Source organism: Nocardia sp. CA-135953 (genome assembly GCF_050955735.1).
In the GTDB taxonomy this organism is placed as follows: Bacteria; Actinomycetota; Actinomycetes; order Mycobacteriales; family Mycobacteriaceae; genus Nocardia.
In genome coordinates this window covers 218,932-232,568 of record NZ_CP192082.1, presented here as the reverse complement: position 1 = coordinate 232,568, position 13,637 = coordinate 218,932, and the positions used below count along the sequence as shown (strand labels likewise).

Below are 13,637 nucleotides of genomic sequence, written 5' to 3'. Positions count from 1 at the left end.
CGACGGTCAGTACAGGCTGGATAGCAGAGAAGCTCGTTGCTTCTGAATCACCCCACCCACACCTACACGACCTTCGACACGAAGAGCCACCGATGAGCGCCGCCACCGAAATCATTGCCCGCGCGATCATCCGCGACGGCGGTCGGCTACTCGTGGCACGCGAACGCGGCAAAACATGGACCTTCCTTCCCGGCGGACATGTCGAATCCGGCGAACCCGTCGAATCCGCACTCATCCGCGAACTCGCCGAAGAACTCGGAACCGCAGGCAGGATCACCGGCTTCGCCGGGGTAATCGAGCACCGGTACACCGATCACGACAACGCACACCACGAAATCAACCTCATCTTCGAAGCTGAACTCGACGGCACACCGGCCAGCCATGAAGACCACCTCGAATTCGATTGGCTCCCAATAGACCAGATCGACACCACAGACCTACGCCCCAGCGCTCTGAAAGCCGTCATCGCTGGCGGCAACAGATCCTTCTTGGCACAGCTGGAACGACATCAAATAACGCGGCCGCGTTCCGCAGCCCCCCGAACCGACGAGGACGAACCACGGCATCACGCCGCCACGTCCGACGGATGCAACGCGGCGGCGGAACGCATCGAATCCCGCTACGAATCGCCTACTCCCGGAGATGCGTCGTGGACCGACCTCCACGACCTATTCAGGCGAAATAACCTGAGCCACATCGCTTGTCGAGCAGGTGACAGCCCTATCCCTACCGCGCTGAACCGGACAAGCAACGATGCGAATTGCGCGAGACCGCCAAAGTGCCGTTCAGCTCACCTCGGTCCGGCGAAATCTTGCCAGCGCTATGCGATGGAGGTCACAGCGATCGCTCCACCCGCCGACGTTCGAAGAGTCGGAATGCCTTGTCGCGTAGCAAATACGTGACGCGTGAAAGGCGATATCGCACATATCTGAACCAACCGCCGCACCCGGGCTGGCGAATCCGCGTCCAACACGCTTCATTGAGCCTTTTCATCCTTGCTGAATAGCGCGGACCTCGCGGGCTTGAAGGACGTGGATGGCTTGGACGAGTTGCCCGGTCCGGTGCGGGCAGCAGCGGAGTTTCGGCGGTATCCGCCAGGTTTTCAGCTGGGCGTTGGCGCGCTCGCCGGGGCCGCGTAGCTTCGCGTGAGCGCGGTTGAACTGCTTCTGCGATTCCGGTTTGTCCCTGCCCTTGTACGGCGTGAGTGCCGCGGTGGCGCCGTGATATCCCTTGTCGGCCAACACGATCCATCCGCCCTGTTCGAACTCGTAGAGGATTCGCCAGATCCAGGCCGCCTTCATGTCGTGCACGCTGCCGGGCAACGCACCCGACACCCACACGATCACCGTCAGGTGTGGCGATGACCCGCACGCTCATCCTGTGGTGGCGGTGCTTACCCGAGTAGAACGGCCGATCGGCGCCGACCCGGTCGATCGCGCGGCGGAAAGTGCCACAGTGTTCAGCGTAGGTTTCCGCCGGGCTGCGATAGCCGTGGACGTCACGGGGCCGGTTGTTGAGTTCCGGTTCGCCGCTACTACTGTTCTCCGGTCTGGGAAGTCAGGCTGCGCCGGTCCTCCTCTGGGCGTGAATTCGGACGCAGCATGTCACCGGAACCGGATTCAGTTTCTGAGTTCAGCTTGAAGGTCCGGCAATCGGAAACCGTTGCAAGGTACTGGGTTCCTGCGATCGTTCCATAAACCGGCTCTGCTCGAGGTCGCGTTACCACTGGTAGGTGATCGCCAGCGCGACCACGCGCGGTTTCAGTGTCGAAGAATCGATCGTTTCTGATCCACGATGCCAGCGCAGGCGCGAGGTTGACCAGGACTATCGCCACTCCGACCGGAATCCGTTCCACCGCAATGAAGAACAGCAGTTGCACCCCGGCGACGCCAAACACACCGTAGCCGAGCAGCAGCCACAGATCGCTACGGTGGAACCTCAGCGCTCGCGGCCGCAACACGGCGACCACCGGCACCAGCAGTACCGCGGCCACCATGACCCGCACCGAGGTCACCGCCGTCGGCGACCCTCCCGCCACCATCACCGCCTTGGCCAGGGGTCCGGAGCTGGCGAACAATACCCACGAGATCACACTCCAGCCGGTCGCACGGGCCCGAATTGACGCCTGCCCAGCCGCTTCCACCATCGCCACAGCCCCCGGTCTGGTCAAGCGATCACCGTCGCGACCACAGATTTTCCGCGCGGGAGGATACCGGCTGCTATCGACATTCGTAACCGCATGTCGCGCATCTGGAACCTGGCCAGAGCAGATTTCGTGATGATGTTGTCACCGAAGTGGCCGCGGACCCGGCTGATCGGGGCTTTGATGTATTGCCATGGGCGAGAATCGAACTGGGACGCAGGCGCGTGCTGGTGCGGCGATGTCCGTGGTGCCGTTGTGGTCGCATCGGAGCGGCTGGGAAGAACTCGTCATAGCGGAGCCTGTCGGCGCGGGCCGGGCAGGGCTGGATCTCGACAATAGCTGGCCAATCCGATGGACAGCGACGTGGAAGAACGGCCGTGAGGAAATCTCCTGCCCGGTAAGGGATTTGGCTCGGGCTCCGCTGGTGGATGGTGCGCCGATCCGCGGGGTTTTCCTGGCGGCGTGGCCAGCGGCACCGTACCGGGCTGGAATTCCTGGTCAGCACCGGACGCCATCACGGCGCGGAGAGCTTGGAGGAGGCTCGACTGTTGCTGGCGTTGGACTTCGCGGCGGGCCTGGTCGATGTGGTGTCGCAGCCGAAATCCGTCCGAACCCAAATCAGACCACTCGCGCGAAGCCTGGATCCGCTCGCCGGTGAGTCCCTCGGCGGTTACCTGCTACGCCTCGCGCACCGGCTCCGAGTCAGCCCCGTCACCTTGGCCCGCCGATTCGGATTCGACAACCCCCGCTCAGCCTCAACCTGCTGCTGGATCTCGATACCGGCGCGTTCGCCGCGGCCACCAGGCTCAGCACGGACGAGGCGGCAACGCTAACACTGGTGCCCCTTGCCGATCGGTATCCACCCATCGCGAAGACGCTCTTCGGGCTATCGAGCCAGGTCGACAGATGGCTGTTCAACAACACGCAACGCTACTGCCCTAAATGCCTGACCGGGGACCGCAGCCCGATCCAGCAACAGCACGGCGGACCCTGGAAACTGGTATGGCACCTGCCGATCAGCTTCGCCTGTCCCCACCACCAGATCTTTCTCCGCCACTGCCCCCAACCACACCAGCCACGAGATCCCTGGCGTTTGATCACCAACATCGCCGAGTCCACCCTGCACCCCGCCCAATGCCGCTATCCCCTGCGAACCGGCCGCCCTGCCAATTCGGTCCGGCCAGGCAGATATTCAAAAACGAACAATTTCGACACAGCAACCGGCCTGCTCGAGTGGACCAACTACGGCCACAAGCCTCTTGGCTTCTTTGATGCGTCGGGCTCGCGCATGCGCTCTTCGCGTAGAGGAAGGTTATTCAACGGTCGCGCTTTGTGCGATCTGTGTCAGTCGTTCCCAGGCCGGCGATGTGATTCCGATTGATTCGCTCACCAGGCGAACCAGTTTCGGGTCCAACGCCGGGTTTGTCCGGCCTGCTCCAGTGGACCTGGCGGTCAGCCACCGCCGGGTGCGGTCGGCGAGATCGACCAGGCGCGGGTCGTCGGGGGACCAGTCGAAGGCCGCGTCGTAATCGAGGTAGATGGCCCGGAATTGCGGATCGTCGATGGCGTCGAGCTTGTCGGCGATCCACTCGGACGCCTGTTTCGGGGCGACCGATTGCAACAGAATCCAGATGTCGCGTTCCATCCGCACCGCCCGTTCGCTTATCCCGAGGTGTTGCAGGCGGTCGAGGTACTCGGCAACATCGGTGGACACGAACAGACGGTCGCCGCAACCCAATTCGGCGATCTGCTCGCGGGTCCGGCGGATCTCTTCGGCGCGTTCTGCGAGCATGCAGTCGATTTCGGCGATCGCCGCCGCGAACTCGTCGGAGTTCGCGGCCAGTAACTCCTTGACACGCGCCAGGGGCACACCGGCCCGTGCCAGTGTCTTGATCTTGACCAGATCGACGGCGTCTTCGGCACCGTAGCGGCGATAGCCGGAGCAGTCGCGCGCAGGCTCCGGGAGCAGTCCGCGCTCGTGGTAGACGCGCACGGCCTTAACCGTCACGCCCGCATACCGTGCGAGCTGCCCGATCGTGATCATGCGCGTCTCCCTTCACTGATGCGCCAAGGCGCGTGGCACATCATCGCACCCGGGCGAACAACCGGCCGGCGAGATCGATTCCGGTCAGAGCGCCGGATTCGTCACGGGTGAAGAACCCGCGTTGTCCTTGCAGACCGCCGTCGGTGACGATGTACTCGTCCGCGTCGCCGGGCAACAGGCCGAGGACAGCCGGTGGCAGGTCGGGCGGCATTTCGGTGTCCGCGGCGGCACGGATCTCCGGTTTGATGGCACATCCGATCGTCAATACTGCCCCGTCGGAGTCGAGGGTGAGTCGCATCATCTCGTTCTCGTAGTACCCGGCGATCTCCGCCGCCCGCCCCGCGTCGTAGGGCAGCGGTTCCGGGTCGGGTTCGAGCACGCCGAGGTAGTGTTCGAGCACCCAGTTCACCAGGGTCCGGTTGAACGCGAGGCCGGCATCCGGGCCCGCGTTCGACGTCACGGCAACCGCGAAGTTCCGCTCGGGCACGATGAGCAGGTCGGCGAACTGGCCATTGCCCGACCCGCCGTGCCCGATGGTCGCGACACCATCGACTGCACGCAGAAACCAGCAGATGCCGAATGCGTCACCCAAGGTGCTGCCGCGCAGTTCTACGGTTTGTTCGCGCATCCGGTGCAGCAGTCCGGTAGGCAGAATGCGCTCGCCACCCTCGGTCCGGCCGTCGCCGAGATGGAACCGCGCCCAGCGCAGAAGATCGCTTACCGACGTCGCCACACCGCCGCCGGGATTGTTGGCTCGGTCGTCCTTCCACTGCCGGGCCACCGCGAGCACACCGTTCCCATCGACGTTGTGGCCCACCGCGAATCGCCGAGTCATCACGTCGTTGATCGCGTAACAGCTGTGCGCCAGCCCGAGCGGTTCGAACAACAGCGACGTGACGGCCCGCTCGAAGCTCGATCCGGTGACGTTCTCGATGATCCGGCCGGCCAGGTTGAACGCCGCCTGGCTATAGGACGCCCGCGCTCCCGGTTCCGCGATCAACGGCGACTCGGCAAGTTTCGCCGCGTGCCGCGCCAACGCATCGTCTCCTTCGCCGGTGTCGACGCCGAGCTTCCATTCCAGCCCGGCCGTATGGTTGAGCAGCCGCAACACGGTGATCTCGTCCGCGACCGCATCGCTGGGCGCGAATTCGGGGACATACCGCCGCACCGGCGCGTCCAACTCCACCCGCCCCTCAGCGACCAGCCGCATCAACGCGGTCGCGGTGAACGTCTTGCTCACCGACCCGACCACGAACATCGTGTCCCGGTCCACCGCAAGCGGATTGTCCATACTCGTCACCCCATGGCACGCGAAGTCTTCTCGACCATCGGCCAACACCCCGACGGCTACACCCGGCAGGCCCAACTTCTCGGCCGTGGCCGCTACGAATTCCGACAGTTGCTGCGTTATCTCGTTCATGCCACCATGCTCGAACCCTGCCCCCGGGGCAAGGTCAAGCCCTCGGCTGAAACTCGCCGACCGCAAGACCGATCGGATCCGGATTCCACCGGCCCTCGGGGTGTCTCATCACGAACGTTCGCGAGACACTCTCGGCGCTTGCGGCGCAGTGCTTTTGGGCGGTGTGGTCGGGGTTGACGCAGCATTTGCGCGGTGCGCCCGGTCGGCCGCTGGCCGGGACGGCGGCCTCGCATGTGCCCCCGTTGTCCACGGGGAACTGGCATCACGCCGGGGTGTCAGTGGTGATGGTGTGGGTTGACGGCTTTCAGCATCATGGAATTCCGTTTCATTCCATTTCATTTCATTCCGGCACTGCGGGTGATGAAATGAATCCTGGTGGGCAGGTGGAGTGCTCGGGGCGTGGCTAGGCGACGGTGCGCGGCAGCGCGGCTCGGGCGCGAGGGAGGCCAGATACCGGAAGACCTGGTCGAACAGCACGCCTGACGAACGCGTCTACAGTCCCTCGGTTCGACATGTTTTTCAGACACTCCCGGCTGTTCCGACCAGCGACTGTCGATGTTCGAAGTCGTGTGCACCGACACCCGAACTCGTGTGCACTCGCTTCGTGAATCCATATGCGTCGTCATCAACATTGCGCTGCCCTGCAGGCAACGGCCGCCGATCGGCCACGACTACCGTTGCGGGTTGTGTCTGTTTCCGAAGCGCGGCAATCATTTCCCGGGATCGAGCCCTACGAGTCCGGGCTACTCGATGTCGGTGACCACAACCGGATCTACTGGGAAACCAGCGGGAACCCGCACGGCCAGCCCGCTCTGGTGGTGCACGGCGGTCCCGGCAGCGGAGGTCGGCGAGGGGCGCGCAGACTGTTCGATCCGGACGCTTTCCGGATTGTGCTGTTCGATCAGCGAGGATGCGGTGAGAGCCTGCCGCACGCCTCCGATCCCTCAGTTGATATGGCGCACAACACCATCGAACATCTACTTGCCGATATGGAACTGCTGCGCGAGCACCTCGGTATCGAACGATGGCTGCTCTACGGCGGCTCGTGGGCTTCGACCCTGATCCTCGCCTACGCTCAGCGCCACCCGGACCGTGTGACCGGGATCGTGCTGGTCGGGGTGACTATGACTCGACCACAGGAGATCGACTGGCTCTACCGCGGCTTGCGGTTGCTACTGCCGGTCGAATGGGAGCGGTTCCGCAACAGGGCGCCCGCTGCGGACCGGGAAGGAAGTCTGGTCGAGGCGTACCGGCGACTGATGGAGCACCCGGATCTGGCAGTGCGCGAGAGGGCCTCGCGGGAGTGGTGCGCGTGGGAGGACGCGGTGATCGCGCACGAAACCCTCGGCACGCCAGGCCAATACAGTGCCAAACCGGATGCGGCGCGGTTGGCGTTCGTGCGGATCTGCACTCACTATTTCGCCCATGCCGCCTGGCTCGACGACGGCCAGTTGCTGCGTGAGGCGCACCGTCTCGCCGGCATCCCCGGCACTCTCATTCACGGTCGTCTCGACCTGTCCGCACCCTTGCTCACCGCCTGGGAACTCGCCCGAGCCTGGCCCGATGCAGAACTGCGGATCATCGACGACTCCGGGCACACCGGCAGCCCCGCCATGGAAACCGCCATCCTCGACGCCATTGCCGGATTCGCCAGTTGAGCGACTCCTGCATCAATGTCTAACTGGGGTACACCCCAACCTCACACCTGCTTCCGCCCGTCGACTCTCGGCGAGACTTCAAATCCGCCCGAAATTCGGCGATTACTACCGGAACCCTTCGAAGCTCGATATTCCAATGACACCGCACGCCGGCCGCCCCCCCCGGAATTGCCGGTCGTCAGTGAATCAGCGTGGACCCCTCTGCCCAGATCATCCGTGCCGGCATGGATGACGATCGAGCGCCCGAGCACACTGTCCGGACCGATCAGCTTGACCAGGTGATCGGTGATCGTGCCGCGCCGTTGCCCTTGTCCTGTTCCAGATGCACGATCCAGGCGGCATCCAGATCCTGGTTGAACGCAGTGATCGGCAGCGAGGAGCCGAAGAACGGTTCGATATCGACGTCGATGTAGCGGAGGTAGCCAGCGCGGGTGCGTTCCTCGATACCGGTCAACCGCGCGGTGTACTTACGCAACCACGCCACCAGCGTCGTATACCGCACTCCGGCACCGAGCTGGATCTCCCGGATCCGGCGCGCCTCGGCGACACCGACCACCTCGGCCAGCTCACACCAGCGCACCGCGCCCTCGAAATCGTCGAAAGTCTCCGACGTCGAGCGTCGACGCCCGGTCTCGTCGTAGTAATGGAATGGGAACCTGCCAGGCGATCGAGCCGTTTCTACGGGGTCGCGGGCGGGGTGTGAGCATGAAGCCTCCAGAGCCGGTAGTTGCCCTGAGAAGCCGGTTGTGACCGCAAGTGGTGACATACACGTCTACACCAGGGTAGCTCACGCTACTGACCTGGCGTTTTTCGTGGAGCGGATGACGGGATTCGAACCCGCGACCCTCACCTTGGCAAGGTGATGCGCTACCAGCTGCGCTACATCCGCATACGCTTCGTCCGGGTCCGGGAGGGCCGCACGTGCGTCCAAAACTGTAGTCCGTCATCGCGTCCAAACGAAAATCGGACATGCGACGTTGGCGCATCAGGGGCGCTGTGGTCGGCGAGAGCTGTGAAGACGGTGTCGTTGTCGGTGGCCCAATCGGCGTAGCTGGGGCGTGCGTGGCACAGGGCTTGGTGGACGTCGTCGGTGAGCGTCGCGTTGCCGCCGGCGCGGACATAGGCCTGGCCGGCCAGTGCTCCGTCGGCGAATTCCGGTGACATGCCTGACGAAACTCGTACTCCAAGGCGGATAAACCCGCTGGCTGCGCCCGCCTGCGCCTGGCCCCGGCGCCACCCGCCAACTATTCGGCGTTCCCGCCGCGGAGCTCGCCGATTGTGTCGTCCGCCTCGCCGAGGTCCCCGGCGTCGCCGCCGAATTGGCGAACGAACTCGCCATGCTGCCAGCGGAAGAGGTTCTGCCTTTTCTGGAAGATGTTCTTCCACAACGGATCTCCGAAGACGCGCCACAACGCACCCACCGCGAACTTCTCCGCGGCGCGGTAGCCGCCATATCCGCAACGCCAACGGTCCGCGACCTCGCCGTTAGCGAACGCCAACTACGCAACCTGTTCAACAGCGGAATCAGCATCGCCCCAAAGCATTTCGCCAGGATCGGCCGCGTCCGCCGGATCCTCGTCGATGCGAGCAACACGGAGACTTCATCGGCCGACGTCGCAGCCGTCCACGGCTAAACTACGACCGATCCACATGTCGGCGGACTTCAAAGCACTGATGGGTGTGCCACCGGCCGAATTCTTCCAGGGACCCGCACCGGCCCCGTGCCGGGTCTGCCTGACCAACTCAGCGAGTTTTTCGCTGAGCCGCAGCGCGACGTCGGGCCATCTCTTCCCGCTCGAGCACCGCGGCCTCGGCGAGGGTGGGCGCACTGCCACCGAGTCGGGCCGGAACCCAAGGCGCACCCTCGGGCATCGGATAGCCCGTTTGCGCCTGTTCGAGCAATTCGCCCATCCGCGTATGGATTTCGGCGGTCAGGTCGTCGGTCGATTCGCCGGGCGGGATCGGATCGCCGATGCGGATATTGATCGGAAAACGATGGCGGCCGAGCTTTTTGGGGAAACCCTTGGTCCAGATGCGATGCGCGCCCCAGATGACGATCGGAATGATCGGCACGTCCGCGTCGATCGCCATACGAGCCGCGCCGGATTTGAATTCCTCGAGTTCGAAACTGCGGCTGATGGTCGCTTCCGGATAGACCACGACCAGTTCGCCTCCGCGCAACGCCTCGAGGGCGTGCCGGAACGACGCCGCTCCGGCCGCGCGATCGACGCCGATTGCCTTGCAGTGCTTCATGAGAAAGCCGACGATGCCGTGCTCGAGTTCGGCCTTCATCATGAAGCGGACATTGCGCCGCGATTTGCGCCCGACCAGCCCGACCTCCATGAAGTCCAGGTAGGCGGTGTGATTCACGGCGAGGACGGCGCCGCCGGTGCGCGGGATCCGGTCCTGGCCGGTGATGTCGATGCGCAGACCCTGCACCGCGAGCATCGTGCGAACCAAACCGGTGAGAATGTCATAGACCGGTTCCCGCGACATAGTTTCCCCTACAACGAATCCTCGGCTGCCCGGCGCGCCGCCTTCTCGTCGGCTTCGGCGGCATCCATGGCATCAGCCTCTTCGAGGGTAGGCGCACTGCCGCCCAAACGTGCCGGCACCCAGTACGCGCCGGGTTCGTGCACGTAGTCCTGCTGCAGATCCAGCAGCATGGCCTGCATGGTGCTGCGGAGTTGGGCGGTGAGTTCGGCGGCGGGCTCATAGGGTTGGATCGGTGCGCCGACGGCAATGGAGATCGGAGTGTTGGTGCGGCCCAGACGCTTCGGGAAGCCCTTGGTCCACACGCGCTGGGCGCCCCAGATGACGATCGGAATGATCGGCACGTCCGACTCGATCGCCATGCGCGCGGCACCGGATTTGAAGGCCTTGATCTCGAAGCTGCGGCTGATGGTCGCCTCCGGGTAGACGCCGACCAACTCGCCGTTGCGGAGGTACTCGAGTGCCGCCTGGTACGAGTCGGCCCCTGCGGACCGATCGACCGGAATGTGCTTGAGCGCCCGCATGATCGGGCCGGAGATGTTGTTGTCGAACACCTCCTTCTTGGCCATGAAGCGGATGTACCGCTTGGGGGTGCGCACCGGCAGACCCGCGTAGGTGAAGTCCATGTAGCCGGTGTGGTTCACCGCGAGGACGGCACCACCGCGCGCCGGAATATGTTCAGCGCCCTTGACGCTGAACTTCAAACCTTCGACAAAGAAGACGGTACGGGCAAGCCCGATTATCGTCCGGTAGACGGGTTCCACAATTCCGCTAGCGTAGTCGCTGACTGTCCCATCCGGCAGAGCCGCCGCGACTGCGCGCGTCTGACCCGTCGCTCACCGTCTATGAAAGAGGACCCTCGAAGTGGAACGCGCCCGCCCGATACCGCGTGAACGCGACTGGAAGGACCCGCGCGAACGCGACCGGAGAGGGCTGGTGGCCATCATGGGTGGTCTGATGCTGACCGGCGCCGTCCTGCTGACCGGCTGTGATTCCGTATCCGGCATTCCCGGCGACGAGCCGGAGCGAACGTCGGGGCCGACCAACACCACGCAGGCCGCCGCGATCGCGACCACAACTCCTATGGCCGTGGCGCAGGCGTTCGCGGTGCCGGTCGGCGCGGTCCCCGGCCTGCCCGGCGCGACGGATGTCGTGGCCCGCTTCGGGGCCGTCTTGGCTGGTTCGACACCCGCCGAATTGCGGTCCAAGTGCTGGATGCTGGCTCCGGGCAATGTAGCCGATATGGCCACCGAGCAGACGGCGATCCTCAAAGCACTCGCACAACCCGCTACCACCACACAGAACACCGTCACCTGGCAGAACGCGGGCACGACCGTCGCCTTCGATCGGGACGAACTCGTGGCGGCCGCGAAGAATCCGTCCCGGATCGCCTGCCCATGGGTGGCGCAGGACGGTGCCGATGCCGGACCCAATGAGGCCGATGCCAGGCATACCGTGCGGCGCTATCTGTCCCGCTTCGTCGGCACCCCACTCGATCCCGCCGATAAAGAGGGAACCTACCCACTGGTCTGCAAGGCGAGCCCGGCGAACTGGGACCCGAGCGGAACCGGAAGTCCGACAGCTCCGCCGCTGGCCAATAACCCGGGCAGGTTCACCGGCACCACGAAATTCACCGATCAGGAGATCCGCTCGGAGCGGCTGCGCGCGGGCTACATCAGCGTCGAGGTTCCGGTCACGAACCCCTCGGGTGTGATGCAGACCCGAACCTTCACCCTGACCGCGGGCAACGAGGGCTACTGCATCGGCGACGTTTCTGCCTAACCACTACCCTTGATGGCTGGTAACCGGTCAGGAGGAACAGCTCGTGCAGATCACCAGCGTCGGACACGCCGGATTCCACATCCGCACCGCGGCCGGGTCGATCCTTTGCGATCCCTGGGTCAACCCCGCGTACTTCGGTTCGTGGTTCCCGTTTCCCGACAACACCCAGTTGGACTGGGACGAGCTGGGCAATTGCGATTTCCTGTACGTCTCGCATCTGCACCGCGACCACTTCGACGCGGCGCACCTGGCGAAGCACGTCAACAAGGACGCGACCGTGCTGCTGCCGGACTATCCGGTGCCGGATCTGAAGCGGGAACTGGAGAAACTCGGCTTCCAAAAGTTCTTCGAGACCGAGGATTCGGTGAAGCACCGGGTGGCCGGGCCCGGCGGCGAGATCGACATCATGATCATCGCGCTGCGCGCACCCGCCGACGGACCGATCGGCGACTCCGGGCTGGTCGTCTCCGACGGCGAGACCACCTGTTTCAACATGAACGATGCCCGTCCGGTGGATATGGATGTGCTGCACGACGCATTCGGGCACATCGATATCCACCTGCTGCAGTACTCCGGCGCGATCTGGTATCCGATGGTCTACGACATTCCCGCGCGGACCAAGTCGAATTTCGGTAAGCAGAAGCGTCAGCGCGGAATGGACCGGGCGCGCAGTTATATCGAGCAGGTCGACGCCACCTGGGTGGTGCCATCGGCGGGTCCGCCGGTATTCCTCGACGACGAGTTGCGCTACCTCAATGACGATCGCGGCGACGAGGGCAATATCTTCCCGGACCAGATGGTGTTCCTGGAACAGATGAAGATCCACGGCAACGAGGGCGGGATCGTGATGATTCCGGGCTCGGTCGCCGATGTGCGTGGTGCGGAACTCACGCTGACCCACCCGTTCGAGCCGGGCCTGATCTATGACAACAAGGCCGAATACATCGAGTTGATGGCGCAGCGCCTCGCGCCCGTGCTGGCGGCCGAAAAAACTGCGTGGGCAACTGGTGACGAGCGGATGCTGGAACCACTGCAGGCGCTGTTCGAGCCGATCATGAAGCAGAGCGATCTGATCTGCGACGGGATCGGCTATCCGGTCGGGCTGGTCATCGGTGAGGAAACCGTGGTGCTGGACTTCCCCAAGCGGGTGGTGCGCGGGCCGGTCGAGGGTGAAGGCAAGTACCGGTACGGCTTCCGGATCCCGCCGGAGCTGGTGCGCACCGTGCTGCGCGAGGAGGAGCCTGACTGGGTGAACACTATTTTCCTGTCCACCCGATTCCAGGCCTGGCGCATCGGCGGCTACAACGAATTCCTGTACACCTTCTTCAAATGCCTCACCGATGAGCGGATCGCCTACGCGGACGGATGGTTCGCCGAGGCGCACGACGATTCCGCCTCGACGGAATTGGCCGGCTGGGAAGTCCAGCGCCGCTGCCCACACCTGAAGGCGGATCTGTCGAAATTCGGCGTGGTCGAAGGAAATAACCTCACCTGCAATTTGCACGGGTGGCAGTGGGACCTGGAATCCGGCCGGTGCAAAACCTCCAAGGGGCATGAACTGCGCTCGCGCAAGCTGGTCTGAATCCCGGCCCCATGGGCCTTCGCCGGCTGCCGGTCGGTTCTGAAATTCGAGGCAATCCAGCCGCTCACGTGCTGGTGGCGACTGCTGTGCGCTCCTAGAATCGGGAGCGTCGGGGAATAGCAACGATCTTCTCAATGGTCGGTGAGCCAGGTCCGCGCGACGGCTCGCCGGAAGAAGGCACCATGATCACCAAGAAGGCGCGCGGCAACGGCACGTGCCGACTACTCGCAAAGGTCGCACTGATTGGGGCGGCGATGACGGCAGTGGCGGCTCCCGCCATGGCAATGCCGACACCTGGACCCGGTGTAGCACAGACTGATTGCGACTTCGACTTCGACTTCGACACCGGCAAGCCCTGGCACGGCCACGGCAACCCGTGGAAGTTCCACGGGAACCCATGGAACGGCTGGGGCGGGTGTGGCTGGGGCAACCAGTGGTTCTTCCCTCCGGGCTGGTTCTTCCCCCCGGGCTGGTTCGGCAGCAGCTAATCGAACGAATCCGAACGCCGCGAGATA

14 protein-coding genes, 1 tRNA gene and 1 pseudogene are annotated in these 13,637 nt (G+C 64.2%); 6 read left to right on the top strand and 10 right to left on the bottom strand.

Features of this window, described 5'->3' with window-relative positions:
- The first annotated feature begins 92 nt into the window (after positions 1-92).
- On the top strand, positions 93-902 hold the full coding sequence (locus ACQPXH_RS01045; protein WP_433600483.1) for an NUDIX hydrolase: 810 nt from the start codon (positions 93-95) through the stop codon (positions 900-902).
- A gap of 87 nt (positions 903-989) precedes the next feature.
- Here ACQPXH_RS01045 and ACQPXH_RS01040 read toward each other — a convergent pair.
- Together ACQPXH_RS01040 and ACQPXH_RS01035 are read right to left on the bottom strand one after the other, a co-directional pair.
- Positions 990-1,434, bottom strand: a pseudogene (locus ACQPXH_RS01040) (transposase family protein); the annotation flags it as partial.
- 100 nt (positions 1,435-1,534) lie between these two features.
- A complete protein-coding gene (locus ACQPXH_RS01035) occupies positions 1,535-2,146 on the bottom strand; it encodes an EamA family transporter (RefSeq protein ID WP_433600482.1) in 612 nt (203 codons plus the stop codon).
- Between the two features lie 724 nt (positions 2,147-2,870).
- Between ACQPXH_RS01035 and ACQPXH_RS01030 the strand changes: the two genes are divergently transcribed.
- Positions 2,871-3,524: a TniQ family protein gene (locus tag ACQPXH_RS01030; protein ID WP_433603687.1), complete on the top strand. Its 654-nt coding sequence runs from the start codon at positions 2,871-2,873 to the stop codon at positions 3,522-3,524.
- Here the strand turns inward: ACQPXH_RS01030 and ACQPXH_RS01025 are convergent.
- Together ACQPXH_RS01025 and ACQPXH_RS01020 are read right to left on the bottom strand one after the other, a co-directional pair.
- Positions 3,456-4,187: a MerR family transcriptional regulator gene (locus ACQPXH_RS01025; protein WP_433600481.1), complete on the bottom strand. Its 732-nt coding sequence runs from the start codon at positions 4,185-4,187 to the stop codon at positions 3,456-3,458. The two genes, ACQPXH_RS01030 and ACQPXH_RS01025, sit on opposite strands and share 69 nt — an antisense overlap.
- Before the next feature lie 40 nt (positions 4,188-4,227).
- Positions 4,228-5,607 carry a serine hydrolase domain-containing protein gene (locus ACQPXH_RS01020; RefSeq protein ID WP_433600480.1) on the bottom strand — a complete coding sequence of 460 codons (1,380 nt, stop codon included), beginning with the start codon at positions 5,605-5,607 and terminating at the stop codon, positions 4,228-4,230.
- Positions 5,608-6,293: 686 nt separating this feature from the next.
- Here ACQPXH_RS01020 and pip point away from each other — a divergent pair.
- On the top strand, positions 6,294-7,265 hold the full coding sequence (gene pip, locus ACQPXH_RS01015; RefSeq protein WP_433600479.1) for a prolyl aminopeptidase: 972 nt from the start codon (positions 6,294-6,296) through the stop codon (positions 7,263-7,265).
- 41 nt (positions 7,266-7,306) lie between these two features.
- Here the strand turns inward: pip and ACQPXH_RS01010 are convergent, their stop codons facing one another.
- The 6 genes from ACQPXH_RS01010 to ACQPXH_RS00985 form a co-directional block, all read right to left on the bottom strand.
- Entirely contained in the window at positions 7,307-7,516 is a 210-nt protein-coding gene (locus tag ACQPXH_RS01010; protein ID WP_433600478.1) for a hypothetical protein, read from the bottom strand.
- Between the two features lie 14 nt (positions 7,517-7,530).
- Positions 7,531-7,845: a hypothetical protein gene (locus ACQPXH_RS01005; RefSeq protein WP_433600477.1), complete on the bottom strand. Its 315-nt coding sequence runs from the start codon at positions 7,843-7,845 to the stop codon at positions 7,531-7,533.
- Positions 7,846-8,078: 233 nt separating this feature from the next.
- Positions 8,079-8,154, bottom strand: a tRNA-Gly gene (locus ACQPXH_RS01000).
- A gap of 355 nt (positions 8,155-8,509) precedes the next feature.
- Positions 8,510-8,764 carry a hypothetical protein gene (locus ACQPXH_RS00995; RefSeq protein WP_433600476.1) on the bottom strand — a complete coding sequence of 85 codons (255 nt, stop codon included), beginning with the start codon at positions 8,762-8,764 and terminating at the stop codon, positions 8,510-8,512.
- Positions 8,765-9,008: 244 nt separating this feature from the next.
- The gene (locus tag ACQPXH_RS00990) at positions 9,009-9,761 is read right to left on the bottom strand and encodes a lysophospholipid acyltransferase family protein (RefSeq protein WP_433600475.1); all 753 of its coding nucleotides are present in this window, start codon (positions 9,759-9,761) and stop codon (positions 9,009-9,011) included.
- An 8-nt stretch (positions 9,762-9,769) separates the two neighbouring features.
- Positions 9,770-10,522 carry a lysophospholipid acyltransferase family protein gene (locus ACQPXH_RS00985; protein WP_433600474.1) on the bottom strand — a complete coding sequence of 251 codons (753 nt, stop codon included), beginning with the start codon at positions 10,520-10,522 and terminating at the stop codon, positions 9,770-9,772.
- A gap of 100 nt (positions 10,523-10,622) precedes the next feature.
- On the opposite strand from ACQPXH_RS00985, the gene ACQPXH_RS00980 reads away from it, so the two are divergent.
- The 3 genes from ACQPXH_RS00980 to ACQPXH_RS00970 all read left to right on the top strand — a co-directional run bounded on the left by ACQPXH_RS00980 (position 10,623) and on the right by ACQPXH_RS00970 (position 13,610).
- Positions 10,623-11,540, top strand: coding sequence for a hypothetical protein (locus tag ACQPXH_RS00980; protein WP_433600473.1), 918 nt, complete (start codon positions 10,623-10,625; stop codon positions 11,538-11,540).
- A 43-nt stretch (positions 11,541-11,583) separates the two neighbouring features.
- Positions 11,584-13,122, top strand: coding sequence for a Rieske 2Fe-2S domain-containing protein (locus ACQPXH_RS00975; protein ID WP_433600472.1), 1,539 nt, complete (start codon positions 11,584-11,586; stop codon positions 13,120-13,122).
- A gap of 134 nt (positions 13,123-13,256) precedes the next feature.
- The gene (locus ACQPXH_RS00970) at positions 13,257-13,610 is read left to right on the top strand and encodes a hypothetical protein (RefSeq protein WP_433600471.1); all 354 of its coding nucleotides are present in this window, start codon (positions 13,257-13,259) and stop codon (positions 13,608-13,610) included.
- Positions 13,611-13,637: the final 27 nt, after the last annotated feature.